This window comes from Rhodococcus qingshengii JCM 15477, assembly GCF_023221595.1.
GTDB classification, from domain to species: Bacteria; Actinomycetota; Actinomycetes; order Mycobacteriales; family Mycobacteriaceae; genus Rhodococcus_F; species Rhodococcus_F qingshengii.
The window spans coordinates 3,327,069-3,353,485 of sequence record NZ_CP096563.1 but is presented as its reverse complement, the minus strand read 5'-3'; the positions used below and the strand labels follow the sequence as shown (position 1 = coordinate 3,353,485).

The window sequence follows — 26,417 nt, the reverse complement described above, 5'->3', positions numbered from 1 at the left end:
GCCCTGCACAGTCGTCACGGGAGCCCCTTTGCCACAGTCACGCACTAACACGCGTACCGCCACCAAGCACATCTTCGTCAGCGGAGGTGTAGCTTCCTCGCTCGGCAAAGGTTTGACCGCCTCAAGCCTGGGACAGTTGTTGACCGCGCGGGGAATGCGCGTGACCATGCAGAAGCTCGATCCCTATCTCAATGTGGATCCGGGCACCATGAACCCCTTCCAGCACGGCGAGGTCTTCGTCACCGAAGACGGTGCCGAGACCGACCTCGACGTCGGACACTACGAGCGGTTCCTCGACCGTGACCTCTCCGGCCAGGCGAACGTCACCACCGGCCAGGTCTACTCGACGGTCATCGCCAAGGAACGCCGCGGCGAGTACCTCGGCGACACCGTTCAGGTCATCCCGCACATCACCGACGAGATCAAGCGTCGCATCCTCGAGATGAGCGGTCCGGATCTGCAGGGACACCGCCCGGACGTCGTGATCACCGAAATCGGTGGAACAGTCGGCGACATCGAATCGCAGCCCTTCCTCGAAGCCGCTCGCCAGGTCCGCCACGACGTCGGCCGCGACAACGTCTTCTTCCTGCACGTCTCCCTCGTGCCGTACCTCGGCCCCTCCGGAGAACTCAAGACCAAGCCCACGCAGCACTCGGTTGCGTCGTTGCGCAGCATCGGCATTCAGCCCGACGCGCTGATCCTTCGTTGCGATCGTGACGTTCCGCAGGGCCTCAAGAACAAGATCGCCCTGATGTGCGACGTGGACGTCGACGCCTGCATCTCGACGCCCGACGCTCCCTCGATCTACGACATCCCGAAGGTTCTGCACCGTGAGGGCCTCGACGCCTACGTCGTTCGCCAGCTCGGTCTCCCGTTCCGCGACGTCGACTGGACCGTGTGGGGCAACCTCCTCGATCGTGTTCACCAGCCGCGTGAGACCGTGCGGGTCGCGTTGGTCGGCAAGTACGTCGACCTGCCCGACGCATACCTCTCCGTCACCGAGGCACTGCGCGCCGGTGGATTCGCGAACCGGTCCAAGGTCGAGATCTCCTGGGTCCCGTCGGACGCCTGTGAGACCGAAGCCGGAGCGCAGGCCGCTCTCGGTGACGTCGACGGTGTTCTGATCCCCGGCGGCTTCGGCATCCGCGGCATCGAAGGCAAGCTCGGCGCGATCCGTTTCGCACGTTCGCGCAAGCTGCCGCTGCTGGGTCTGTGCCTGGGTCTGCAGTGCGTCGTCATCGAAGCTGCTCGTAGCGTCGGCCTCGACGATGCCAACTCGGCCGAGTTCGAGCCGGACACCAAGCACCCGGTCATCTCCACGATGGCTGATCAGGAAGACGTCATCGCCGGTGACGCCGACCTCGGTGGCACCATGCGTCTGGGTGCTTACCCGGCCGTGCTGACCAAGGGTTCCGTCGTCGCTCAGGCCTACGGAACCGAGGACGTCTCCGAGCGTCACCGTCACCGCTACGAGGTCAACAACACCTACCGCGATCGGATTGCCAAGTCCGGCTTGCAGTTCAGCGGAACCTCGCCGGACGGCCACCTGGTCGAGTTCGTCGAGTACCCGCGTGAGCAGCATCCGTTCTTCGTTGCCACCCAGGCACACCCGGAGCTCAAGAGCCGTCCGACGCGCCCGCACCCGCTGTTCGCGGCCTTCGTCGAAGCAGCGTTGACGTACAAGCTCGAAGAGCGCCTGCCCGTCGACGTCCACGGTGACGAGAAGATCGACACCGCTGCCACCGAGACAGCGCTCGACGCTGCAGTCGAGAACGTGGAAAAGGTCTAGCCACACATGAGCGATCCCGGTCGGCACGAATTCGACACCCTCGGCTCCAAGACGGTCTACACCGGCGCGATCATCGCGTTGCGCGTCGACACCGTTGCGATGCCTGGTGGTCAGCGTGCCGATCGGGAAGTCGTCGAGCATCACGGCGCCGTTGCCGTCGTGGCACTGGACGAGCACGACAACCTGGTGCTGATTCACCAGTACCGTCACCCGCTCGGGCACCGGTTGTGGGAAATTCCTGCCGGTCTGCTCGACGCTCCGGGGGAGAGCCCGGTCGAGGCTGCAGCGCGCGAGCTGGGCGAAGAAACCGGACTCGGCGCCGATCGATGGTCGGTGCTGGTCGATGTCGCTCTCTCACCCGGGTTCACGGACGAGGCGGTTCGCGTCTTCCTCGCCGAGGGGCTGCACGAGGTGGAGCGCGACGATCCCGAACACGAAGAAGCCGATCTCGAGATTTCGCGGGTTCCGCTCGCCGACGCCGTCGACATGGCGCTACGTGGCGACATCGTCAATGCCACAGCGGTATCGGGCATACTCGCGATCGCCACCGCACGCGCGACGGGCAAGCCGCTGCGCCCCGCCGACGCACCGTGGCCCGATCGTCCTCGCGCATTCGGAGAACGCAAGTCGCGAGCCTGAAGTGCTTGCCCGACAGGTGGACTCGTATCTCGACCATCTAGCGGTCGAGCGAGGATCTGCGCGCAATACTCTACTTTCCTATCGCCGCGACCTGAATCGGTACGCGGAGTACCTGCACGGACGCGGCATCGACGACGTCGCGGGCGTGACGGAGAACGACGTCACCGAATTCGTGACACATCTGCGCCTGGGTGACAAAGATGCCGGCGTCGTACCATTGGCGGCCAGTTCGGCAGCACGCACCCTGATCGCGGTTCGCGGATTCCACAAGTTTTCCGCCGCCGAAGGTCTGGTCAGCGTCGACGTGGCCCGAACGGTCAAGCCGCCGACGCCCGGACGCAAGCTGCCCAAGGCCCTGCCTCTCGACGACGTGATCGCCCTGCTCGACGCTTCGGGTGGCGGTGCTGCCGGTGACGGGCCCCGCGATCTGCGGGATCGCGCTCTGCTCGAGCTCCTGTACTCGACCGGAGCGCGAATCACCGAGGCGATCGATCTGGACGTCGACGACATCGACACCGAAACCCGTTCCGTGCTGCTCAAGGGCAAGGGCGGCAAGCAGCGGATCGTCCCCGTCGGCAGGCCGGCGATCGCCGCGGTGGACGCGTATCTCGTCCGGGGGCGCCCCAGCTTGGCGACGCGCGGTGTTCCTGCCCTGTTTCTCAACGCTCGCGGTGGACGCCTCTCGCGTCAAAGCGCGTGGCAGATACTTCAGGATGCGGCGGCGTCGGCCGGGATCAAGGCGGACGTCTCACCCCACACGCTCAGGCACTCGTTTGCCACACACCTGCTCGACGGCGGCGCGGACGTACGCGTCGTGCAGGAACTTCTCGGTCACGCTTCGGTAACCACGACGCAGATCTACACACTGGTCACCGTCACCGCGTTGCGCGAAGTGTGGGCTCAGGCACACCCGCGTGCCCGTTAGGGGTTGGTTGGCTCATGCGTGTCTGCGAGACCATTCGGTGATGTAAGCGGTAGCGTTCAAGGAGCGCGAGCGGCCTCCACCGCAGTTTCGGGGGTTTGCCGGCGCCGAGAGCAACCGCCGAAAGAGTAGGGGAGCATCGGACCGTGTCGACATCGCAGCCACCAGCGGCGGAGTCCGCGCCGCCGCATGTCAATGCCCAACTCTTCGAGCGCGTGAACGAATCAGCACCAGCTGTACCCTCCGAACCAGAGGCGATGTTCGAAATAGATACGACGCCAGTAGCCTCTCCACCTGCGGAAACCCTCACCGTTTCCGCGGAAGAACTCGGTCCGACGGGCCGGCCGGTCCGCGAGGTACCCCAACCGACACCGTTGGCGCACCACGGACCCGCGATGATCATCGCGATGTGCAACCAGAAGGGCGGCGTCGGCAAGACGACGTCGACCATCAACCTGGGTGCGTCGTTGGCCGAATACGGTCGCCGAGTGCTCCTGGTGGATCTCGATCCCCAAGGCGCGTTGTCTGCTGGACTGGGCGTCCAGCATCACGACCTGGAACTGACCGTCCATAACCTTCTGGTCGAACCGCGTGTGTCCATCGACGATGTGTTGATGCGAACTCGGGTCGACGGCCTCGACCTGCTGCCCAGCAACATCGACCTTTCGGCCGCCGAGATCCAATTGGTCACCGAGGTCGGACGTGAGCAGACCTTGGGACGCGTGTTGCACCCTGTTCTCGATCGGTACGACTACGTGCTCATCGACTGCCAGCCGTCGCTTGGCCTGCTCACGGTGAATGCACTGGCCTGCGCCGATTCGGTCATCATTCCGATGGAATGCGAGTACTTCAGCCTGCGCGGCCTGGCACTCCTCAACGACACCGTCGAAAAGGTGCACGATCGTCTCAATCCCAAGCTCGAGTTGGCCGGTATCGTCGTCACGATGTTCGACGCCCGGACTCTGCACGCTCGTGAGGTGATGGCGCGAGTCGTCGAGGTGTTCGGCGACGTCGTCTACGACACGGTGATCAACCGCACCGTCCGATTCCCCGAAACCAGCGTCGCCGGTGAGCCGATCACGACGTGGGCGCCGAAATCGGCTGGGGCCGAGGCATATCGAGCATTGGCCCGCGAGGTCATTCACCGGTCTGGTCGTTAGTGGAACTGATTGCATCGCAAGAAGATTCGGTCGAAGTCGAGCCGGATTCGATCGACCCGAACGTGCCGACCGACGCTCAGACCGCAGCCAAGGCTGCCGGTTTCCGAGTCACTCTCCGGAACTTCGAAGGCCCGTTCGATCTGCTGTTGAACCTGATCAATCAACGACAGCTCGATGTCACCGAAGTCGCCCTGCACACCGTCACTGACGATTTCATCGCATACACCAAGGAACTTGGCAGTGCGATGGGCCTCGATCAGACAACAGAGTTTCTGGTCGTCGCAGCTACGCTTCTGGACCTGAAAGCGGCCAGGCTGTTGCCCGCCGGGCAGGTCGAGGACGCGGAGGATCTGGCGCTTCTCGAAGCCCGCGACCTTCTCTTCGCGCGACTGCTGCAGTACCGGGCGTACAAACAAGTTGCGGCGCTGTTCGGTGAGTTGGAGGAAGCAGCGCTGCGGCGCTATCCGCGCTCGGTTGCCGTCGAGGATCAGTTCACCGAACTCCTGCCCGAGGTGTTGTTGGGCGTCGACCCTCAGCGTTTTGCGGAGATCGCGGCGACTGTGTTCACACCACGTCCGGTGCCGACGGTGGGCCTCGATCACCTCCATGTGTCCAATATCTCGATACCCGAGCAGGCCGAGCGAATTCTCGAGTTGCTGCGCGAGCGAGGCATAGGGGAGTGGACACCCTTCGGGGACCTCGTTGCCGAGTGTGAGATCACCGTCGAGATAGTCGCAAGATTTCTCGCGTTGCTCGAGTTGTATCGCCGGCAGGTCATTGTGTTCGAGCAACCCGAAGCACTCGGACCGCTGATGGTGAGTTGGACCGGAGACGACCCGGCCGCGCCGGTCACAGAGGAGGACTACGGATGAACGCCGAGCCGACGGAACCAGAGTCTTCGCAGCTAGACGAGATGATCGAGCCTACCGAACACGCCTCGGAGTCCGAAAATTCCGCCCCCGATTTCGAACTCGACGACGATCAACTCGACGCAGTGCTGGAGTCGCTTCTGCTTGTCGTGGATTCGCCGGCCGAAGTGAACCAACTCGCATCTGTCACCGGAACCGCGCCGGAACGAGTCGAAGAACGCCTGACGTCGATGTCGGCCGCATTGACCGCTCGCGGCAGCGGAATGGACCTTCGCTACGCGGGCGACGGATGGCGTCTGTACACGCGACAAGAGTTTGCCCCGTACGTGGAAAAGCAGCTATTGGACGGCGCACGCACCAAATTGACCAGGGCGGCATTGGAAACTTTGGCCGTAGTCGCATACCGTCAACCGTTGACTCGTGCGCGGATCAGTGCGGTACGAGGCGTCAACGTGGACGGGGTGGTACGCACCCTCCTTGCCCGCGGACTGATCGCGGAAGCCGGGCCTGACCCGGACACCAACGCGACACGGTACTCCACGACCGAACTGTTCCTCGAACGGCTCGGCCTGGCCTCGCTCAGCGAGCTCCCGGAGTTGGCCCCGCTCTTGCCTGATGTCGATCTCATCGACGACATCAGCGAAAGCCTGGAATCCGATCCGCGATTTGCGAGAATGAACAAGGCAGACGTGCCCGCTGACGTAGTGGACACCGAAGTCGACGACTGACCGGAATTCCGGCGCTCGTCAGCACCGAGAAAGACCCGACCACGCTCGGGAAACAGTAGAAAACTGACAGGAAAAAAGTGAACAATCCCGCTCGCCGAGATGGCACACCGGACCGTAACAACTCCCGCGACAACCGCGGCGCACGCAGCGATGCCCCCCGTGGTGGTCGCAGCGACGCCCCCCGCGGCGCACGTAGCGAAGCGCCCCGTGGTGGACGCAGCAACACTTCCCGCAGTACCTCCGGATACGACCGCAACGCCGGATCCGACCGTCCCCGCACGGACGACCGTCGCGGTGGATTCAACGATGACCGTCGCCCGCCGCGCAGTGATGACCGTCGCCCGCCGCGCAGTGATGACCGTCGCCCGCCGCGCAGCGACGACCGTCGCCCCGCACGTACGGACGACCGTCGTAGTGGCTACAACGACGATCGGCGCGGCCCGCGCACGGACGATCGCCGCGGACCCCGCAGCGATGACCGCCGTACCCCCCACGTCGACGCCCGCCGCGCACCGCGTGGCGGCGCTGACCGTCGTAGTGACGATCAGCGCGGCGCACGCCCCGACGCTCCTCGTGGCGGCGCATGGTCGAACGCACCTCGTGGATCCAAGTTCGACGGACCTCCGCGCAAGCGCCCGGCAGCTCCCACACCGCCGGCGACCAACAAGCGTGGCAAGCCGAAGACCGAGAAGCCGCAGCGTGTCGTCTCTCAGAATCCGTTGGTCTCCAACGCCAAGCCGGCGCGTCACCAGCATGCCGAGATCACCAAGCACGACGGCCCGCCGAAGGGCGACGGCGTCCGCTTGCAGAAGGTGCTGGCTCAGGCCGGCGTCGCATCACGCCGTGCAGCTGAAGAGCTGATCGACCAGGGTCGCGTCGAGGTCGACGGCCGCATCGTGGTCGAACAGGGTCTGCGTGTCGACCCCGAGAACGCAGTGGTTCGTGTCGACGGCGTCCGCGTCGTCGTGCAGAAGGACCTCGTCTACCTCGCGATGAACAAGCCGCGTGGCTGGCAGTGCACCATGTCCGACGATCTCGGTCGTCCGTGCGTCGGCGACATCGTCTCCGAGCGCGTTCAGGCGGGTCAGCGACTCTTCCACGTCGGCCGCCTCGACGCCGACACCGAAGGCTTGCTTCTCTTCACCAACGACGGTGACTTGGCTCACCGCCTGATGCACCCGTCGTTCGAGGTTCCGAAGACGTACCTCGCCACGGTTCACGGCGTTGTCGAGCGCAGCACCGGCAAGCAGTTGCGTGACGGCGTCACCCTCGACGACGGTCCGGCCAAGGTGGACGCGTTCACCGTGCTCGAGATCAACGAGGGCAAGACGCTCGTCAAGCTGGTTCTGCACGAGGGCCGTAAGCACATCGTGCGTCGCCTCCTCGATGCCGTCGGTCACCCCGTTGTCCGCCTGGTACGCACCAACGTCGGAGTTGTCGCTCTCGGCGATCAGCGTCCGGGAACGCAGCGCGTCCTCGGACGTAGCGAGGTCGGTGGACTGTACGAGGCGGTCGGCCTGTGACCGATTCGTCCATGCCGCTGGTAGTCGCTATGGACGGACCGTCCGGAACCGGCAAGTCCAGCGTCTCTCGCGCGTTGGCGCAGCGTTTGGGCGCTCGCTACCTCGACACCGGAGCCATCTACCGGATCGCGACCCTGCACGTGCTGCGTCAGGGAATCGATCTGGCGGATTCCGCCGCGATCACGGCCGCCGTTGCGGCGTTGCCATGGTCCATCGGTACCGATCCGAGCAGCGAGCAGGTGCATCTCGACGGCGCGGACGTCAGCGAGGAGATCCGCGGCGACGCGGTAACCAAGGCTGTCTCCGCGGTGTCGGCTGTACCCGAGGTTCGTCACCTGCTGGTCGCCACTCAGCGTGAGTTGGCGGCCGGTGCGGAGCGGATCGTCGTGGAAGGTCGCGACATCGGAACCGTCGTACTCCCCGATGCAGACGTCAAGATCTTCTTGACCGCATCGGCGGAAACCCGTGCGGCACGGCGCAATACGCAGAATATCGGCCAAGGCCGTGAAGACAATTACGAAGCGGTGCTGGCTGATGTGCAGCGCCGTGACCATCTCGATTCGACTCGGGCAGTGTCGCCGTTGCGCCCTGCCGAGGATTCCATTCTGGTGGATACGAGCGAATTGGGAATTGAAGATGTGATCGCCAAGTTGCTGTTGGTGGTCAGCGACAGAACTGGAGCAGTGCAGTGAGCGACGATCTGGTAACCGAATATGCCGGTGACGGAACTTGGTCCGAGGAATCGGAGTGGGATTACGCCGATCTCGAAGCGGACGGCGAAGGCGAAGCGCACATTGCCGTCCCGACCTTGGCTGTTGTCGGTCGACCGAACGTCGGCAAGTCGACACTCGTCAACCGCATCATCGGCCGTCGTGAAGCGGTAGTCGAGGACATCCCCGGCGTTACCCGTGACCGTGTCTCGTACGAGGCGAACTGGGCCGGACGACGCTTCCTCGTCCAGGACACCGGCGGATGGGAGCCCGACGCAAAGGGTCTTCAGCAGGCCGTTGCCCGGCAGGCCGAGTTGGCCATGGGAACGGCTGACGCCATTCTCCTGGTCGTCGACGCCGTTGTCGGCGCTACGGCGACGGACGAAGCGGTCGCTCGAGTGCTTCGCCGCTCGAAGACTCCGGTCATCCTCGTTGCCAACAAGGTGGACGACGGACGCACCGAGTCCGAGGTTGCAGCACTGTGGTCCTTGGGCCTCGGTCAGCCGTACTCCGTGAGTGCGACGCACGGACGCGGTACCGGCGACCTGCTCGACGAGGTTCTCGAGAAGCTGCCGGAAACCCCGCGTGAAGGTATCCCCGGCGGCGGTCCGCGTCGTGTTGCTCTCGTCGGAAAGCCGAACGTCGGAAAGTCCAGCTTGCTCAACAAGCTGTCCGGTGACGAGCGGTCCGTCGTGCACAATGTTGCCGGCACCACCGTCGACCCGGTCGACTCCATCGTCGAACTCGGCGGGCGCCCTTGGCGTTTCGTCGACACGGCTGGTCTGCGCAAGCGCGTCAGCCATGCCAGCGGCGCGGAGTTCTATGCGTCGCTGCGTACGAAGAGCGCGATCGAGGCCGCTGAGGTTGCGATCCTGCTGATCGACGCGCACGAGCCGATCACCGAGCAGGACTTGCGTGTTCTGAGCATGGTGGCCGACACGGGTCGTGCATTGGTGATCGCATTCAACAAGTGGGACCTCGTGGACGAGGACCGTCGACTCATGCTGGACAAGGAAGTGGACCGCGATCTGGTCCGCGTTCCGTGGGCTCAGCGAGTCAACATCTCCGCCCACACCGGTCGCGCCGTGGCGAAGCTCGTGCCGGCTCTCGACACGGCTCTGGAGTCCTGGGACAAGCGCATCCCCACGGGTCGCCTGAACACCTGGCTCAAGGAAGTTGTGGCAGCAACGCCGCCTCCGATGCGTGGTGGTCGCCTTCCTCGCATCATGTTCGCGACGCAGGCAAGCACACGCCCGCCGACATTCGTTCTCTTCACCACGGGCTTCCTCGAGTCCGGCTACCGCCGCTTCATCGAGCGGCGTCTGCGTGAAGAGTTCAACTTCGACGGCAGCCCGATCCGCGTATCCGTCCGAGTGCGCGAGAAGCGTGACCGTAAGGGCCGCTGATTCTGCGTCCAATTCGGTACTGAAACGGCTCTGACCAGCCGATTGGTACTTCGGCCCGTCCCTGATGTAATCTTTCCAAGCGCCCGAAACAAGGGCGTGGGACGGGCTGTGGCGCAGCTTGGTAGCGCACTTGACTGGGGGTCAAGTGGTCGCAGGTTCAAATCCTGTCAGCCCGACCGAAGTTAGATCAAAAAGGCAGTTTCTCAGAAATGAGAAACTGCCTTTTTGTTTGTGCCTTCAAAGGTTCGGCAACGGATCATGCGGGAAGTCCTGCGGTGACGTGATCTCCGCGTCGGCAGCGTTCACGACTGCAACATATTCTTCGTCGGTTTCGCGCTCATCAGAACGTCTGCTGGAAACGCGTAGTGGATCTCGTCGTCTGGATGCAAGTGGGAGCGAAGGCGCGCACGGACGCTCGCGGAAACCGTCATGCGCGGAAGGCTAGCTCAGGTTCGCTGACTGAGGCGAATATTGTGAACGGCAACGGTTACTTCGAAGAGCGCGATCAGAATGGCGGTAAAGATTGCTGCCAACCACCACGGCGCCGAACCTGCTGTATTCAGCCAGATGGTCAGTGCACCGAAAATTGTAGTCGGAATGCCGACAGCACGAGACAGGTTGACGTTCCTCGGATTGACCGGCGGTGTTCTCCACCAATGAAGGCGATGTCCTCGATTCTCACGCAGCATTCGCAGGATGGACCAGACAGTAAGCGGCAGACCAATCGCGAGGATGACCATCCCGCCAATGATCGCCAAAGTGCACCCGTCTCGGAAGTACGTCACGGCAGCGCCCACAACACCTGCAAAACCGATGGCCGTGAATACTTTCCACGCCGGGGTTATGGACTGGCCATGCGGTTGTGTTGCCATGCAAGCACCCTTCCACAAAACATAATCGAAAACTTCAACCCTGTTGCGGCCGTCGATTGTGCATCAGGGTGACAATCAAACTCGGTAGGCCGTTAACTAATCCGAGTACAGCGACTGCGATACCCGCACTCAAGAGAGGTGCTGTCTCCCAATAGTTGTCGACGATGGCAGATGCTCCGATCAAGCTCGATACCCAGCCCGTGAGTTGAGCACGTCGGACATGTTGTGCCGCTCGCGAGGAGGTCGGTCCTACCGAGAGAGGTAACCTCCGCCCCTTTCGAGTTGTAGTCGCTTTCTGCTCCGGAGCGCAATTTCGCCTACTGGCATGATCTCTTCGTATGATTGGGATTCGGATCGCGTGGGTTGTATTGGCGGTCGCCACCGGGATTCTGGGATCCGCGACGGCACAGTGGCCGCTGTACGAGATCACCGATTGCGAAATAGGCCTCGGCCCGCTCAGTTCTGCCGATTGTTACCGCTCGATTCACGACTATTTCGGGCGGGAGCTCTTCTTGGTGCTGGCGTTGCCGGTGGCTCTGTGCGTTATTCCAGCCGTGATCCCACGACCATTAGTTTCCTAGATCGTCTCGGCGACAATGCTTTGCGCTGCAGTATTGGGTTTCTTTGCAGCTTTCAGCTCTGATATGCCTTCTCTGCTGTCGATGGTGGGGAGCCTCCCTGCTGCAGTGCTGGCATTGGTACTTGCTGCGGTGCATCAGGGGATCGCATTGCGCAACAAGGGCGCCATTGCGCGTGCGCGCAGTGGGGTTCGCGATACGCAGCCGAGTGAGTGATCAGTCGGGGCTGAAGAACAGTTCCATCGAGATCCAGAACCACGCCACCATTGCTGCCACAGAAAGGAACGCGAGCACCAATGGCAACGCGAATTGCCTGCCGGTGCGGCTGGGAATAGTCATAAGTCCGAGAATGACGAACACGGCGGCAGGCGCCGCCCAACTTATCCAGTAGGTGAGCGGTGGCGGGTTGGGGCCGAACGACGTGAACGAACGGTTCGGATAAAGCTGCGGCTGCGGGACATCTGCGAAATGTTGCCACAGGAGTACCAACGGCAGATAGCCGAACAGCCCGAGCAGAAGGCCGACGACGAGTCCCGCGAAGATTCGCTCGCCCCTCATATCGATGCGCCCGTCGGAATCAATCGTTCCACCGCCTATGCCACTTCTGGAAAGTCACGAGCCAGCATCCGTAGTGCCCACGCCCGGGCCGCAACGAACGTCACGGCCAATACGAGCACCACCAGCAGTACGACTGCAATCCAGGTGGGAGCGGCGGTGGAAAAGCCCAGCTTCCACGCAGTACCGACACCCGCAGCAGTCGCCGCCAACGCCCCGACCGGAAGCATCGCCGCGACCGCTCGCGTCGTGCGAACAGTAAGTCGATCCCCGGCAGCGCGAAGGACTCCGAACACGGCGGCGACCGAAATGCCATACGCCAGGAGACCGCTGACGGCATAGACCAGGAGCGGGGACCATCCGATATCAACCGACCCGGTGAATGCCATGCCGATCAAGACCAACAGGGGCGTCAACCCAAGCGTGACGCCTGCGAGGCCTGCCACCACAGTTGGAACCATTCGATTGTCCTGGCCTCCGGAGATTCGCACGCCCGCGAGGCGGAGCACGAACCCGGTCAGCGCGCCCAGAAGGGCGCCGATCACCGCAGCCTCGATGGGCCAGGTCCATTGCGATTCACCCGCGAAGCCCGAGATTGTGGTGCCACCCGAAAAGAGGGTGATCGTGGCGGACGCCTGTGCCGATCCCTGTGTCAGCGCCGCCGTGACGATGGCAACGGTCGCACCGAACAAAGCAAACCCGAGTGCCTGTTTCCACATCTAGCCATCTTGACCCATCCCGCGGGAGAATTCGGCACAACGGCAGTCTCATCCGGATGCCTTCTCACTGTGCAGATTGGGGGCGCAGCCGACTTCGGCGATAATTGTGTGAAGGGGCTGGTGGTGACACCCTCGTCGTATCACCACCAGCCACGTTCGACACTCACGACCTGCTGTCACGCACGCAATCGGCGACGTGCTGCCAGTGCTGCCGGAAATCCGAGATCTGCATCGATCACTTCACCGGAGAGACGTTCCGAGATTTCGATCAGTCGACTGCATCCGGTCTCTCCGATCGCCTCGTACGGGTACGACCCCAGCACATCGGTCTGATGCTCAACCCGCTTCCGGCGATCGCGACCCACCTCGTTCAGGTGAAGCTCGGGGCCGTCTTCGAGCCATCCACGCGCCCGCACACCTTCGACGCCTTCCGCCCACTGATCGTTGTCCCATGCCCGGCTCATTTGCAGAGCAGCAGCAGGAACATCACCGGTTGCGGCGTGGACTACCAACGCTTCGACACCGTTGAGTCCCTCGGCGTGAAGAAGTGCGACATGAGAATCTCCGCGAAACTCCCGGAGCAAGGATTGGGCATGCCACAACACGAGATGAGGCTCCTCAGGCCACGGCAATGATGCGTGCCCACCGAACAGGGGTCGCCCTTGTGGTCTGTTGCAGGCGCGTTCCGCGGCTCGACGTGCGAGTTCGGCAGCTTCGCGAACTTCGGTGCCGTCGACATGTTCTCCCCAGGCCTTGCGCAGCGAACGGTCGACAGCGTCGAGTCGAGCGGTGAGGATCTGTTCGGGGGTGGCGATTGTCCAGGCTTCCGGCAGCACCGCGTGTACCAGTTCGGGGTTGAAGTTGAAGAACGTAGCGATGGTGACTTCAGCCGCTACTGCGCCCATGGGCGCAGACCGCGAAGCGAAGTAGCCCATTCGAGGGTGTGTAAAGCCCAGTGCGGCATATGCTTCCGCGCCGAAAGGGGTGAAGTAGATCATGCCGTGTATTGGTTCGGCTCCACGGAAGACGCGGCGCGCGGTTTCTGGTGCGATCGAGGTCATCGATAGTCCTTCATGCTGGTGGTGTGGTCTTCGAACAGTCGAGTCGGATGGTTGTTCTACGCCGGCTATCTCCCTCTGACATACATGCGGTCCCGGACGGCATCACCCACTCGGTAGACGGCCAGGACGACCAATGAAATCAGAATGCCGGAGGGGAGAATCTGTTGTGGTGCACTCAAGATGTGCAGGTACGCATCGGATAAGTCACCGCCCCAACTCGGAGTGGGGGGCTGTATTCCCAACCCCAGGAATGAGAGTGCCGCCTGCGCGAGAAAAGTCAGGCCGGTGAGCACGGTCACCTGAACGACAACCGGCCCGATTGCGTGCGGAAGAAGATGACGCAGGAGCACTACGTGCGGCGGGCATCCTGAGAGTCGCGCGCTCAGAACGAAGTCTCGGTTCCTCGTTTCGCTGACCCCGGCAGCCAGAATTCTTGCAATTGTGGGTGCATAGACGACTCCGAGCGCTGACATCGACGTGATCAGGCTCGGCCCCAGAACACCGGTAATAGCCACTGCGAGAACCAAACCTGGGAATGCCAGCAATGCGTCCGCCACCCGGAGGAGTGACGCGCCGATCCAGCGTGGCCAATATCCGGCGATCAACCCCCACGGAATTCCCAACAGCAGACTGACAGCGACAGCGATCGCGACGCCGAAGAAGGCGGAGCGTCCTCCCCAGATCAATCGACTGAGCACGTCACGACCGAAGCCGTCAGTGCCAAGCAGGTGCTGTGCACTCGGACCGGCGAACGTGTTGGTCAGGTTCTGATCGGTCGGACTGTGCGGAGCCACGAACGAGGCCAAGACGGACGCCGCTATCAGCGTTCCGAGAAAGCAGTAGCTGAGCCATAATCCGGGGTGCAGTCGAGGGAGAGCCCACTTGGAGCGGGTCTCGCCTGCGGTGGTCAGCGCGAGTTGGCTCACGAGATCGTTCCCTTCCTCAATTGTGGGCTGATCATGTTGTTGACGACGTCGACCAGGATGTTCACGAGAAGCACGATCACGACGAACAGCAACACAATGCCTTGAAGCATCGGATAATCTCGCGTGTCGATCGCAATGACGAGAGCGCTCCCTAGGCCCGGCAGCACGAAGATCTGCTCGAGAATGACCGTCGCACCCAGCATCGCCACGGCAAGCAATCCATAGACAGTGACAATCGTGGGAACGATGTTTCGTAGCGCGTAGCGCCACACGATCTTCCGCTCGTCGATACCCATCGCACGCGCAGTTCGTACGTAGTCACTTGACAGTGTCTCGATCATCGCAGCCCTGGTCTGCCGAACCGCAATCGATGCTGCGCCGGCAGCGAGCGCCGTTGCTGGTAGGACCAAATGGCTCAGGTTGTCGATCACACTGTTCTCGAGAGGAACCCAGCCGAGCACCGGTAGAACTCCCAAACCGAGGGCGAAGACATCGACCAGCACGATAGCGAGGAAGAAGTCCGGTACCGCGAGTCCGATCCCCGAAACCGTGCGGGTCAGACCATCGCTGCGTCGTCCCTGCCGCGTCGCGGTCCACACACCGAGCGGTATGGCGACGACGGCGGACAGTAACAGTGCGAGTACAACGAGCTCGGCGCTCGCCGGCAGGCGCGCAAGGATCTGTGGGCCGACGGGGGCGCTGTTCTGTAGCGACGTTCCCAGATCTCCGTGCAGAGCCGACACCACCCAGTTCCAGTACTGGACCAGCAGAGGTTGATTCAATCCGAGGCGCTCGTTGAGTGCCGCGATGGCTTCATCGCTGCCGTTCGGACCGAGAAGTGCCTCGGCTGGTCCACCGGGGATTATCCGGATAAGGGCAAAGGTTATGAAACTAGCGATAATCGCGGTAGGAATTATCTGTGCGAACCGGACGCCGATCATCCGTATGTAAGGATTCACCGGCGATCGGTGAGGGTTTCGGGTCGGAACGCTCTCAGGCTCGGGGGCCAACGAATTCTCTTGCGATACAACGGTCGTCGTCATGACTTCGAGAGGTACGTCAGATTGGGGGAGCCGTTCAGTGCGGGAACGGCCCCGTGGACGTTCTTCGTGTAGGCGACCACGTCGGGAGTGAAGTACAACGGTACATACTCAGCGGACTTGATCACGACTTGATTGATCTGTTTGACGATGTCGAGCTGAGCGGTTTCGTCATACGTGTTGTTCAGCAGTGCGATCAGCTTCTCCAACTCCTCGTTGGGGACGGAATTCTGCCGGAAGTACGATCGCGAACCCAGAGAGGCTTCGAAATTGAGCGGTGCGGATGCTCGCGTGGGCCATCCCACGCTGAAGACGTCCGCGCTGTTGTGTGCGACGAACTCCGTAATCGCCTGAGGTCCACTCATTTCGACGAAGTCGACCTTGATGCCGACTTTCTCCCATTGTTCTCCGACAAGGACCGCGTTGGTCGAGTACGGCGGTAGGTTGCCTGCTAGTCCGCGCACGGTGACCCCATTCGGATACCCCGCCTCCGCTAGCAGCGATTTGGCCTTCTCCGGGTCGTACGGCCATGCATCTTCGGTTTCCTCGTCGTAGAACTGCGAACCGGGAGGATATTGACCGAACGCCGCAGTTCCTTCCGAGCTGTCCAGCGCGGCTCGCGCAATTGCCTTGCGGTCGAGCGCATACTGCATCGCCAGACGAACCCGGACGTCGTTAACCACAGGGTTCTTGTTGTTGATCACGACGAGCGCAACTCCGAGTCTCGGGTCGTGACTGACGTTCAGGTTGGGATTCCGTTCGAGGATCGGAGCACTCGACGGTGTGAGCCCGTATGCAAAATCCGCAGCGTTCGATGTCAGGGCATTTGTCAGCGCTGTGGGATTGGAGATCACCTGGATCTGGATCTTGGCGAGCTGGGGGCTGGGTGGACCTGCCGGTTTGTAATCGTCGAATCGACTGAATGTGTATGAACTGTTCGGGACTGCGCTGGTGAATGTGTACGGCCCTGCGCCTACAGGCTTGTTGGCGAAGTCTGCCCCTGCTGCCGCCAGCGCAGTGGGGGAGACCACCATTCCCAATCTGCCGTTGAGCCAGCCTGGTAAACCGGAGGTAGGTGAACTCAACGAGATCGTGACGTGATCTGGGGACGTTGCTTCGATGCTCTTGATCGTCGGGACGGAAACGATTCCGAGACTCAAGCAGTGTTCCATGCTTGCCTTGACGGCTGCTGCATCGACAGCTGTACCGTCGTGGAAGGTCAAGCCGTTCTGCAACGTCATCTCGAACGTCAGGTTGTCCGGTCCGGAGAAGCCCCACTCGCTGGCGATTCCGGGCCGCAACTTCTGGGTGGCAGGTTCCGCATCGATCAGTGGTGCATACATCAACTGTAAGTAGTCGATGTCGTATCCGATGTTTCCCGCACACGGGTCGAGCGAGGCGGGCACGTGCGATGTCGCGACCTTGAGTTCGGCGTTCGGATCGGCAGGTCCGGTATCGCCGGCGGTACCGGTGGCGCTGCTCGAACAGCCGCTGAGCACAAGAGCAGAAAGTGCAAACGCAGCTACCAGCACACGTGGGCCACTTTTCCCATGATTCTGGAAGCGTGTGATCGGATATCGGGATCGCAAAGACAGACGCGGATTCATATGGTGGACTTTCGCTTTGGTCTTCTCGGAAGGGGGAGACTGACGCGGCACGCATTTACTGCGGCGGGTTGGAGATTCCGATCGATATGGCCGGGGACGATAGATGGCAGGCGGAGCTGTGTGCGGAATTCGAGGCCGCGCGAAGTGACGGCGCTTCCGACGCACAGCGATCCATCGCAAACGGGCAGCGGGTGCGGAATCGACAGCCCGAGGGTGGATTCCGTGGGTCGGGTAACTCGCCCCGCACCAATGCTTTCCGACGACTGCGCCGCTCGAGTTCGATGTGCGGGGCCGCGGCGAGAAGCGCCTGCGTGTAGGGGTGCGATGGAGTCCTCAGGACCGTGGCAACCGGTCCGATCTCGACGATTCGGCCGAGGTACATCACCGCGACGCGATCGGCGATCCGTGCCACCGAACCCAAATCGTGCGAAATGAAGATGTACGTGAGGTCATGTTCTTCTCGGAGATCGGCAAGAAGTTGCAACACCTCTTCCTGAAGCGAAACATCCAGGGAGGCAACAGGTTCGTCGCAGAGAATCAGTGGCGCCTTGGAGGCAAGTGCACGAGCGATGGTCACGCGTTGGCGTTGGCCACCGGAGAGCTGGGTCGGGAGGCGGTCGGCAAGCTCAGCGCCGAGACCGACCCGACGCAACAGCTCGACGGCTTTCGGCCGCAAGGACTGTGGGATGCGCAGACGCCCTGGCGCCATCGGCTCGGCTACGCAAGCCCATGAGGACATCCGATTGTTCAAGGCCGACGTAGGGTTTTGAAAAATGAGATGGGAAGATCCACCCTTGCCGAACGCCGGGTCGTCGAGATTCATAGTGATGGAGCCTGCGGCCGTAGCCACCAGACCCGCGAGAGCGTGAGCCGTCGAGGATTTTCCCGATCCTGATTCACCGATTATCGCAAGGGTTTCGCCCCTCTGTACGGAGAAGCTGACGTCGTCGACCGCGCGAAGAGCTTTGCGTCCGCGTCCGTACTCGACTGCCAGATTCCTAACGTCGACGATGACGTCGGTGTTGCTCATCAGCTCACCAGTCCGAGCAACTCGAGTTCGTCGCTGCGGTGACATCTTGTTGCCGATTCCGGTGATCCGATCAGAAGTGGATGATCGGATATGCAGAGCTCCTCGGAGTAGTTGCACCGGGCGACGTATCGGCAACCCACGCCGTCAGCAGGGGCTTTGCTGGTGAAATCGCCTCGCGCCTTGGGCGATTGGGAGGAGACTTCTTCGAATGTCGAGCGTGCCGCCTCGAGAAGGCTGAACGTGTAGGGATGCGCGGGCCGCCGAAGCAGCACGTCTCGTGGCGCGACGTCGACGATCTCGCCGCGAAACATGGTGATGACTCGATCCGCGACCTCGGCGACAACCGCGAGGTCGTGACTGATCAACAACACGGCAAGATCGCGCTGTTCGGCCAGTTCTCGAAGGAGATCGACAATCTGAGCTTGGATGGTGACATCGAGCGCTGTTGTCGGTTCGTCCGCGATCAGCAACTTCGGACCGCATGCCAGGGCCATCGCGATCATCACCCGCTGACACATCCCGCCGGAAAGCTCGTACCCGAACGACTTCAAGGTTCTGCTCGGGTCGGCCAGTCCGACCTGGTGGAGAAGATCTGTAGCCACGTCCTCCGCATCGACTTTCGTGATGTCGCGGTGGGCCTTCAACACATCGACGATCTGGCGACCGATGCTGACGGAGGGGTTGAGAGCCGAACTCGGGTCCTGGAAGACCATACTGACGTCGCGACCGCGTATTTTCCTCAACTCGGCGGCGGGCAGACCCACAAGTTCCTGTCCTTCCAAACGGAAGCTTCCGCTGGTTGTTGCCGTACGGGGCAAAAGACCGAGCAGAGCGAGTCCGGTCAGTGTCTTTCCGCTCCCGCTCTCTCCTACGAGGCCGGTGATTTCGCCCGACCCCAACTCGAAGCTCACTCGGTCGAGGAGTCTGTTCGAAATCGATTCTGTCCCAATGTCAACCGTGAGGTCTCGTACTTGCAGAAGTGGGCTCATCGTCGGGTCGTCCACGTGTGATCGTTCATCGCATTCCTCCGTAAACAACTGAACTGTTGTGACTGGAATCACGTACCGGGGAACCATAAACACTGACCTGCAACAAAGTCAATGAATGTTGCAACGATTGCCGTCGATGGCGCCGTCTGATCGCCTCCGGCTACCGACCAGCACGTCGTCAGCGATACATTCACTCCATGGCCGAGACACGTGACATCCGCGCGGAAGCGTTGAGTGCCGCCCGACGACAGTTCGCAGCCGGAAAACCGCTCGATGTGAACGCTTTGGCCACCGAGTTGGGGGTGGATCGGACCACCTTGTTCCGGCGTGCAGGGAATCGCGACACAATTACCGGTGACGTGCTCGATTCGCTGGCGCGCCGAACGTGGCGAATGGGCCTCGAGGAGTGCGGTGGAAGCGGAGCGTCAAGGGTTGTCGACGTCCTCACTTACCATGCACGGGCGACAATCGAGACCGAATTCTTCCGGACGTATTTGACTCGGGAACCGCAAAAGGCGTTGTGCATACTCACAACTGGACTGGGGCCGATTCAGGGCACGATGGTCGAATCCGTGCGAAGGCTGATCGAAGCTGAAATACCAGAGCAGATTCGGCCCGACCTGCCCGTCGAGGACATGGCATATCTGCTGGTTCGCGTGGGTGAGTCGTTCATCTACAACGATTTGCTCACCGGTGGCACTCCGGATACGGAGAAGGCTCGCTTGGCGTTCCGGCTCATCCTCTCGCGTGACTAGTATGCCGAGTTTCCGTTTTCTCAGTTTTCGTGAAAGCGCTTCGAATGCAAGCTATTTCATAGCTATGTCTGGTTGTATGACCCAATCAGGCTGGTGGGATCGGCACAAAGCTCCGCATCTCGTCCCGTCCGGGCCGGATGACGCCTGCGGCGGATTCGGGAACCTCGTTCCAGGCGCCGGGAAGGTCACGTAGAGGCTCGGAGACGACGATTCGGGTCTCCTCACTCAGATGGTGCAGGGCATCCACCTCTGGATGGAGCTTGCGCAGCGTGGAAATCTCGGTGGAGAAGAACAACGACCTCGACTGGTGCTCGCTGGAATAGCGAAAGATCCAGGTGGAGATGCCATCCGACGTGGCGACGGTCATCTGAACCGGATTGTCGATTCCCTGAGAGCGAGCCGTGTGCTCGACGAATCCGACGGCCCTCGCGACACCTTCGAACGGATCGTCGGTCAGGCCGAACGTCAGCGCGAGGAAGAACAGAGTTTCCGAGTCCGTCGATCCTTCGAGATCCGGAAAGAGCGACGGATCAATGGCAGTCACCAATTCCCGTTTCATGTCGTGGAATCCGTGTAGTGAACCGTTGTGCATCCACAACCACCGCCGGTGCCGGAACGGGTGACAGTTGCTGCGCTGCACTGCAGTTCCCGTCGAGGCGCGGATGTGAGCGAACAGCAGAGGGGTGCGCAATTGGGAGGTGACCTCGCGCAGGTTCGAGTCGTTCCACGCGGGTTCGATGCTCTTGAAAACTGCCGGTTGGGGGCCTTCCCCGTACCAGCCGATTCCGAAGCCGTCGCCATTTGTCGTCGTGGCCCCGAGTTGAGAATGCAGGCTCTGGTCGATCAGCGAGTGCTGTGGCCTGAACAGCAAGTCATGGGCCAGTATCGGCTCTCCGGAATACGCCATCCACCTACACATACTTTCAACTCAAGCAGATCGAGTCGGCGTTGACGGTGCATGCGCAGCGGCGTGCGTCGTCTGGGTGGGCTTCCATGTCGACACAGCCCAGATCACGACGATGTTCAGCGCGATGATGAGAGTCGACCACCAGGGGTAGTACGGCAGCCACAAGAAGTTCGCGATGATCGAGATCGCGCAGATCACCACTGCCGACACCCGCGCCCAGGCCGCTCCGGTGAACAGTGCAAGCCCGACGAGAGCGACGAGCGCGCCCAACACGAGATGGATCCAACCCCACGTCGTCAGGTCGAACTGATAGACGTAGTCGATCCCGACTACGAACACTTCGTTTTCGGCGACGGCAGCGAGTCCCTGGAAGAACTGCACGATGCCGACCGTCACCAAGATGACGGCTGCCCCGATCGATGTTCCTACCGCGAAACCCTGCTTGACTGACGTTGTATCCGACATGACGGTTTCCCTTGATTCGGTGGGGGGCGACCGGACACGTGCCCGGCACGCTCGTTGTAGTGATCGTTGTTCCACCGGCTGACCGCTATGAAACGGAAATACCTGTCCAATGCGGTGAGAAATCAGTGCGATCTGCTCCGATGTGCGGGCGAAATGTAACTTCTGACCCCTGTTGATCCGATGTACCCCTTGCCGGAACGCGTGTGCGGAGAAATTGCTCGTAACCGAAGTTCACAGAAAACAAGAGGAATTCGGCACGGAATTCGACCTATTTGTCCAGCTGTACTGGTATTTTGACTGAATTGACCGGAAGCTACGGTCCGCGGAAAAAGGTAGCGAGAGAATGACGATCTTCGGCAGGCGTACCGCGGGCATCACCGCGACGGCCTTCGTCTTGGCGACCGTTGTGTCGACAGCACTCCCCGCAGTGGGATCGGCTGCCTCCGTTTCGCTCACCCGCGCGTGCAACTCGGAAATCAACGAAAATTCGATGTCACTCGATCCGGCCGTGATCGACGGTTGGTACGACATCTCGACTGGATCGCCTGGAACGAAAATCAACTCGATCGAGGCGTGGCGGACAGTGCCGGGAGACATCCTCGAGTTTCGCGCATCGGTGACGATCAGAGCCCACGGAAGTCCCGTCCGAGGGACCCTTCGGATCGACGGCGCCGGCTTGACCGGAGATCAGGATTTGATCTCCAGAATGACGTTGACCCAAGATCTCGGCCGGTCAGGGTCAACGGTCACCGACGCTGACGACGGTTCGGTCATCCCCGTACGTGCCAAGCTCGCATTCGACGTCACAACTCCTGGACAAGTCGCGCAGAACCAGACGGTCAACCTCTCGGCAGTCAAGATTGTCTTGGCAGGCGACACCACCGATCCGGGAGGTGAGTGCCCCGGCCCCGGCCCCGGCGGCGGGGGGAATGGAAGCGGTGGCGGAAACGGCAGCGGTGGTGACGGTTCCGGTGGGAACGGTGGGGATTCCGGTGACGCACTTCCCGGTCGTGACGTAGGAAACCGAGTACCAATTGCCCAGATTCCGTCCGGCCCGACTTCTCGTCCGTGACAGCGGCACCTGGATCCACGGCCAGCCGAACGTGGGCCGCTGCAGTAGTGGCGACAATGCTCTTGATCGGCGGATGTTCCGACGACGGTGACTCGCCGACCCGCGTCCTCGCGACCGGCCAACAAGATTTGCCGCCGGCAGTTCGCGCCGCAGTCGACGGTCCGGATGTCCCGACCACGCTGCGCACAGGCAACAGCACCGCTGACATCCTGCCGATCAAGACGACGACGGACGGCTCGCTCATTCCGCCCGAGGATGTCAGTGAGATCGGATGGTGGGCAGATTCGGCATTTCCCGGCTCCGGCGCGGGCACTGTGGTGATCACCGGACACATCAACGACATCTATCAGGGTGACGGTTTCGGAAAGAAGTTCTCGACACTGGAAATCGGCTCGGTCGTGACCGTGGCGGGCGCCGGGGGACAGACCTGGAACTACCGTATCGATGCGGTCGATCACTACAGCAAGGACGGCGAGCTGCCGGTCGAGCGATTGAACAGCCTCGACGGACCCGAAACCCTCGCGCTGATCACCTGCGGCGGCGAGTTCGTCGGTCCGCCGTTCGGATACGAGGACAACGACGTCGCGTGGGGAACTCCGGTGCCCGCATAGCCGAAAACCAGACGTCGGAACGGTTGATAAACTGGGTCCCGCGTTCGTGGCCATCCACGCACGTTTCGAAAGTCCGAAGAAGGAGATTGTGCTGTGGTTGACCTCGCCTATGTCATCGCTGGGTCCGAAGCGACTGGCGGTGCCGGCCTGCAGGTCGACCTGAAGACGTTCCAGGCATTGGACGTCTACGGCGTAGCGACCACCACATGTATCGTCTCGTTCGATCCCAAGAACAACTGGGGTCATCGCTTCGTACCGATCGCTCCTGACGTGATCGCTGATCAGATCGAGGCTGCCACTGCGGCTCACGATCTGGACGTCGTCAAGATCGGCATGTTGGGCACGCCCGCCACCATCGAGGTTGTGGCAGAGGGCCTGCGTCGGCAGTCCTGGCGCCACGTCGTCCTCGACCCGGTCCTGATCTGCAAGGGCCAGGAGCCCGGCGCGGCTCTCGATACTGATACAGCACTTCGTGATTCGATCCTCCCGCTCGCCACCGTCGTCACACCCAACCTGTTCGAGGCACGCACCCTCGCCGGAATGGACAGCATCGAAAGCGTCGACGACCTCATCGAGGCCGCACGTCGTATCCATGATCTCGGACCCAAGTACGTGCTCGCAAAGGGCGGTGTCGAACTCGCCGGTGGCGACGCCGTCGACGTGTTGTTCGACGGGACCGACGTGACTGTTCTCTCCGCCCCCAAGGTCGGCGAAGAGCGCGTCTCGGGTGCCGGTTGCACGCTGGCCGCCGCAGTGACCGCGGAGCTGGCAAAAGGCGCCGACGTGGGAGAAGCCGTCGCTCTGGCAAAGAAGTTCGTCACGGCGGGCATCGAAGGCCGCGTCTCGGCGCACACGCCGTTCGACACCGTCTGGCAGGGCGCGTTCAAGGGATAGGCGCACGGCGGCTCACATCGCCGCGCGCGGCCTGGCAGGATCGAGTGCGTGAGTACTGCGAACCTGAATCGAAGCGAAGTCGCCGAACGATCTCGAGCCATCTCCGTCGCCGGTTACCGGGTGGAGTTGGATCTGCGATCGGCGGTCGACTCCGCCGTGAAGACCTTTTCGACGGTCACGACAATTGATCTGACGTCCTCGGTGGAGTCCACGTGGCTCGATTTCATCGGTGCTGCAGTCGATTCCGTGGACGTCGACGGTGCGTCGATTCCGGTGGAGTACGACGGATCCCGGATCGTGCTGCGCGGACTCGGCGGATCGAACGTCGTTCGGGTGGCATCTCACGGCAACTACAGCCGTTCCGGTGAAGGGCTGCACCGATTTGTCGACGACGCTGACGATCAGACGTATCTGTACACGCAATACGAGCCCGCCGATGCCAGGCGTGTTTTCGCCTGCTTCGAGCAGCCGGACCTCAAGGCGCCCTTCACATTCGAGGTGACAGCACCTGACGGCTGGGAAGTCCTGTCGAATCAGCCCGCGACCCAGACTCTCTCCGTGGACGGTGCACAACGCGTCACTTTCGCCCCGACGCTGCCGATCTCGACCTACATCACCGCGATCGCGGCCGGGCCGTATCACCGCGTGGCGTCGTCGTGGAGTCGCGGCGAACTCACTGTCGAGTTGGGTGCGCTGTGCCGGGCGTCGTTGGCTCCACACCTCGATGCAGACAACGTTTTCGACATCACCCGTCAGGGGTTGGACTTCTACGCCGAGTACTTCGACTATCCGTATCCGTTCGGCAAGTACGACCAGATCTTTGTCCCCGAGTACAACCTCGGCGCCATGGAGAACCCGGGACTGGTGACCTTCACCGAGGCATACGTGTTCCGCGGCTCCGCAACCGACGAGCAGCATCAGCGCCGCGCCAACACGATCCTGCACGAAATGGCGCACATGTGGTTCGGCGATCTCGTGACCATGGTCTGGTGGGACGACCTGTGGCTCAAGGAATCTTTTGCCGATTTCATGGGATCGCTGGTCAGCGCCGAAGCCACTCGCTTCACCGATGCCTGGGTAGCATTTGCCATCAAGCGGAAGGCGTGGGCGTACCTCCAAGATCAGCTGCCGACCACGCATCCTATCGTCGCCGACATCGTCGATCTCGAAGCTGCGAAGCTGAACTTCGACGGAATCACCTACGCCAAGGGCGCCAGTGTCCTCAAGCAACTCGTGGCGTTCGTCGGCCGTGACGCGTTCTTCGAAGCGGCACGACGGTACTTCAAGGCCCACGCCTTCGGGAACACCACGCTGGTTGATCTGCTCGACGTGCTCGCGGAGACTTCCGGACGTGATGTGCGCGAATGGGCCCGAATCTGGTTGCAGACCACCGGAGTGTCCACGCTGTCGCTCGACGGAACAGACCTGGTCCAGACGGACCCGAAGCCGCATCGGCTCGCAGTCGGAATCTACGACTACAACGAGTCCGGAGACCTTGTTCGCACCGAACGCGTCGAACTCGACATCACCGAATCACGCACGTCGGTCGACCTTCCGCCCGGAGCACTTACACTGCTCAACGACGAAGACCTCACCTACGCCAAGGTGCGATTGGACGCGGAATCTCTGTCCACTGTCGAGGCATCCCTGGACCGCGTGAGCGATCCGCTTGCGCGCGGGATGATCTGGTCGTCGCTGTGGAACTCGGTGCGTGATGCGCAGCTCTCGGTGTTCCGGTACCTCGACATGGTGGAACGATTCGCTCCCGCGGAGACAGATCTTGCGATTCTCAGCTCGATCCTGACCGATGCCCAATACGCGGTTCTTCACTACGTTCCGAAAAGCTTGCGGCCCAATGTAAGTGCAGGCTGGTTGGAAACGACCTGGAAGGCGGTGTTCGAAGCCGAACCGGAGTCCGGAAGACAGCTGGCATGGGCACGGGCTCTGTCGGCCGCTGCAGCGGTCAACGATGCTCGCGCCGACGAGGTGCGGTCGATACTCGACGGCACCTGCCCGGGGCCGGTCGGACTGGCTCTCGATCCTGATCTGCGGTGGGCATTGTGGATCGCCCTGTCGGCGACCGGCCATGCGAGTGTGAGCGACTTCGATGGTGAGCTGAGCAAGGACAGCACGTCAGCGGGTCGAACGGCGTACGTCCGCGCCGCGGCGTCGATTCCCGATGCCGAGACCAAGGCGGCTGCCTGGGCGTCGGCGACCACTGACGGCTCACTCTCGAACGACCGCCTGGATGCGACGATCGCCGGATTCCGTTCGGGCACGGACCCGTCGTTGATCGAGGGATATGCGGCAGAGTACTTCTCGTCCCTGGGGAAGTGGTGGTCCGAACGCAGCATCGAGATCGCCCGACGGTTGGTGAACGGACTCTTCCCGGCAGCTGAAGACACCTCTGCTGTCGATTCCTGGATCCAGGCCAATGCGGAGGCGCCCGCGTCGCTGCGGAGGCTTGTTCTCGAGCGTCGGGATCACCTGGCCCGAGACCTACGTGCCCAGGCGTCGAACGCGGTGATCTGACGCCATCAGCTCCGAAATGTCCTGTTCTTGGATATTGTCTAAACAGGGCTGCGACGGG

Annotated in this window: 26 protein-coding genes and 1 tRNA gene; 16 read left to right on the top strand and 11 right to left on the bottom strand. The window is 62.0% G+C overall.

The annotated features are described in order from the left end of the window. Positions 1-28 precede the first annotated feature (28 nt). The 10 genes from pyrG to M0639_RS15285 all read left to right on the top strand — a co-directional run bounded on the left by pyrG (position 29) and on the right by M0639_RS15285 (position 9,922). Positions 29-1,789: a CTP synthase gene (pyrG, locus tag M0639_RS15330; protein ID WP_003946139.1), complete on the top strand. Its 1,761-nt coding sequence runs from the start codon at positions 29-31 to the stop codon at positions 1,787-1,789. Positions 1,790-1,795: 6 nt separating this feature from the next. Continuing rightward, positions 1,796-2,428 carry an NUDIX domain-containing protein gene (locus M0639_RS15325; RefSeq protein WP_047270484.1) on the top strand — a complete coding sequence of 211 codons (633 nt, stop codon included), beginning with the start codon at positions 1,796-1,798 and terminating at the stop codon, positions 2,426-2,428. Position 2,429: 1 nt separating this feature from the next. Continuing rightward, complete coding sequence (gene xerD, locus M0639_RS15320) at positions 2,430-3,353, top strand: site-specific tyrosine recombinase XerD (RefSeq protein WP_047270485.1); 924 nt, start codon at positions 2,430-2,432, stop codon at positions 3,351-3,353. A 143-nt stretch (positions 3,354-3,496) separates the two neighbouring features. After that, entirely contained in the window at positions 3,497-4,510 is a 1,014-nt protein-coding gene (locus M0639_RS15315) for a ParA family protein (protein WP_003946138.1), read from the top strand. A gap of 50 nt (positions 4,511-4,560) precedes the next feature. Further along, positions 4,561-5,382 carry a segregation and condensation protein A gene (locus tag M0639_RS15310; protein ID WP_046379919.1) on the top strand — a complete coding sequence of 274 codons (822 nt, stop codon included), beginning with the start codon at positions 4,561-4,563 and terminating at the stop codon, positions 5,380-5,382. Between the two features lie 41 nt (positions 5,383-5,423). Then, positions 5,424-6,107 (top strand): SMC-Scp complex subunit ScpB, encoded by a 684-nt coding sequence (gene scpB / locus M0639_RS15305; protein WP_064074353.1) that lies wholly within the window; start codon positions 5,424-5,426, stop codon positions 6,105-6,107. 77 nt (positions 6,108-6,184) lie between these two features. Further along, positions 6,185-7,630 (top strand): pseudouridine synthase, encoded by a 1,446-nt coding sequence (locus M0639_RS15300; RefSeq protein ID WP_082893171.1) that lies wholly within the window; start codon positions 6,185-6,187, stop codon positions 7,628-7,630. A gap of 11 nt (positions 7,631-7,641) precedes the next feature. Beyond that, positions 7,642-8,322: a (d)CMP kinase gene (cmk, locus tag M0639_RS15295; protein ID WP_197486162.1), complete on the top strand. Its 681-nt coding sequence runs from the start codon at positions 7,642-7,644 to the stop codon at positions 8,320-8,322. Continuing rightward, entirely contained in the window at positions 8,319-9,746 is a 1,428-nt protein-coding gene (gene der, locus M0639_RS15290; protein WP_064074349.1) for a ribosome biogenesis GTPase Der, read from the top strand. The genes cmk and der overlap by 4 nt, the downstream gene beginning before the upstream one ends. A gap of 102 nt (positions 9,747-9,848) precedes the next feature. Further along, a tRNA-Pro gene (locus M0639_RS15285) sits at positions 9,849-9,922 on the top strand. Positions 9,923-10,192: 270 nt separating this feature from the next. On the opposite strand, the gene M0639_RS15280 is transcribed toward M0639_RS15285, so the two are convergent. Then, positions 10,193-10,618: a hypothetical protein gene (locus tag M0639_RS15280; RefSeq protein WP_064074348.1), complete on the bottom strand. Its 426-nt coding sequence runs from the start codon at positions 10,616-10,618 to the stop codon at positions 10,193-10,195. 644 nt (positions 10,619-11,262) lie between these two features. Here M0639_RS15280 and M0639_RS15275 point away from each other — a divergent pair. Then, positions 11,263-11,412: a hypothetical protein gene (locus tag M0639_RS15275; RefSeq protein ID WP_225320035.1), complete on the top strand. Its 150-nt coding sequence runs from the start codon at positions 11,263-11,265 to the stop codon at positions 11,410-11,412. Here the strand turns inward: M0639_RS15275 and M0639_RS15270 are convergent, their stop codons facing one another. The 8 genes from M0639_RS15270 to M0639_RS15235 form a co-directional block, all read right to left on the bottom strand. Further along, positions 11,413-11,754, bottom strand: a complete 342-nt coding sequence (locus M0639_RS15270) for a hypothetical protein (protein ID WP_042451032.1) — start codon at positions 11,752-11,754, stop codon at positions 11,413-11,415. A 35-nt stretch (positions 11,755-11,789) separates the two neighbouring features. Continuing rightward, complete coding sequence (locus tag M0639_RS15265; protein ID WP_064074347.1) at positions 11,790-12,470, bottom strand: hypothetical protein; 681 nt, start codon at positions 12,468-12,470, stop codon at positions 11,790-11,792. A gap of 176 nt (positions 12,471-12,646) precedes the next feature. Next, the gene (locus tag M0639_RS15260) at positions 12,647-13,531 is read right to left on the bottom strand and encodes an SCO6745 family protein (protein ID WP_063316365.1); all 885 of its coding nucleotides are present in this window, start codon (positions 13,529-13,531) and stop codon (positions 12,647-12,649) included. Positions 13,532-13,596: 65 nt separating this feature from the next. Further along, positions 13,597-14,457 (bottom strand): ABC transporter permease, encoded by an 861-nt coding sequence (locus M0639_RS15255; RefSeq protein WP_020969703.1) that lies wholly within the window; start codon positions 14,455-14,457, stop codon positions 13,597-13,599. Next, on the bottom strand, positions 14,454-15,416 hold the full coding sequence (locus M0639_RS15250; RefSeq protein ID WP_158510646.1) for an ABC transporter permease: 963 nt from the start codon (positions 15,414-15,416) through the stop codon (positions 14,454-14,456). The genes M0639_RS15255 and M0639_RS15250 overlap by 4 nt, the downstream gene beginning before the upstream one ends. Positions 15,417-15,496: 80 nt before the next feature. After that, on the bottom strand, positions 15,497-17,029 hold the full coding sequence (locus M0639_RS15245) for an ABC transporter substrate-binding protein (RefSeq protein WP_064074346.1): 1,533 nt from the start codon (positions 17,027-17,029) through the stop codon (positions 15,497-15,499). A 130-nt stretch (positions 17,030-17,159) separates the two neighbouring features. Beyond that, positions 17,160-18,134 carry an oligopeptide/dipeptide ABC transporter ATP-binding protein gene (locus M0639_RS15240; protein WP_064074345.1) on the bottom strand — a complete coding sequence of 325 codons (975 nt, stop codon included), beginning with the start codon at positions 18,132-18,134 and terminating at the stop codon, positions 17,160-17,162. After that, a complete protein-coding gene (locus M0639_RS15235; protein ID WP_231915248.1) occupies positions 18,134-19,045 on the bottom strand; it encodes an ABC transporter ATP-binding protein in 912 nt (303 codons plus the stop codon). The genes M0639_RS15240 and M0639_RS15235 overlap by 1 nt, the downstream gene beginning before the upstream one ends. A gap of 275 nt (positions 19,046-19,320) precedes the next feature. Here M0639_RS15235 and M0639_RS15230 point away from each other — a divergent pair, with 275 nt between their 5' ends. Then, entirely contained in the window at positions 19,321-19,878 is a 558-nt protein-coding gene (locus tag M0639_RS15230) for a QsdR family transcriptional regulator (RefSeq protein ID WP_021333511.1), read from the top strand. 85 nt (positions 19,879-19,963) lie between these two features. Here the strand turns inward: M0639_RS15230 and M0639_RS15225 are convergent, their stop codons facing one another. After that, positions 19,964-20,785: a class II glutamine amidotransferase gene (locus tag M0639_RS15225; protein WP_064074344.1), complete on the bottom strand. Its 822-nt coding sequence runs from the start codon at positions 20,783-20,785 to the stop codon at positions 19,964-19,966. A gap of 21 nt (positions 20,786-20,806) precedes the next feature. Further along, positions 20,807-21,250, bottom strand: coding sequence for a DUF7144 family membrane protein (locus tag M0639_RS15220; protein ID WP_030537512.1), 444 nt, complete (start codon positions 21,248-21,250; stop codon positions 20,807-20,809). 343 nt (positions 21,251-21,593) lie between these two features. Here M0639_RS15220 and M0639_RS15215 point away from each other — a divergent pair, with 343 nt between their 5' ends. The 4 genes from M0639_RS15215 to pepN all read left to right on the top strand — a co-directional run bounded on the left by M0639_RS15215 (position 21,594) and on the right by pepN (position 26,359). Beyond that, entirely contained in the window at positions 21,594-22,322 is a 729-nt protein-coding gene (locus tag M0639_RS15215) for a hypothetical protein (protein ID WP_064074343.1), read from the top strand. Then, positions 22,319-22,933: a class F sortase gene (locus M0639_RS15210; protein ID WP_231915247.1), complete on the top strand. Its 615-nt coding sequence runs from the start codon at positions 22,319-22,321 to the stop codon at positions 22,931-22,933. The genes M0639_RS15215 and M0639_RS15210 overlap by 4 nt, the downstream gene beginning before the upstream one ends. Positions 22,934-23,026: 93 nt before the next feature. Further along, positions 23,027-23,827 (top strand): bifunctional hydroxymethylpyrimidine kinase/phosphomethylpyrimidine kinase, encoded by an 801-nt coding sequence (gene thiD / locus M0639_RS15205; RefSeq protein ID WP_003946192.1) that lies wholly within the window; start codon positions 23,027-23,029, stop codon positions 23,825-23,827. A 48-nt stretch (positions 23,828-23,875) separates the two neighbouring features. Continuing rightward, complete coding sequence (pepN, locus tag M0639_RS15200; RefSeq protein WP_064074341.1) at positions 23,876-26,359, top strand: aminopeptidase N; 2,484 nt, start codon at positions 23,876-23,878, stop codon at positions 26,357-26,359. The last annotated feature ends 58 nt before the right edge of the window (positions 26,360-26,417 follow it).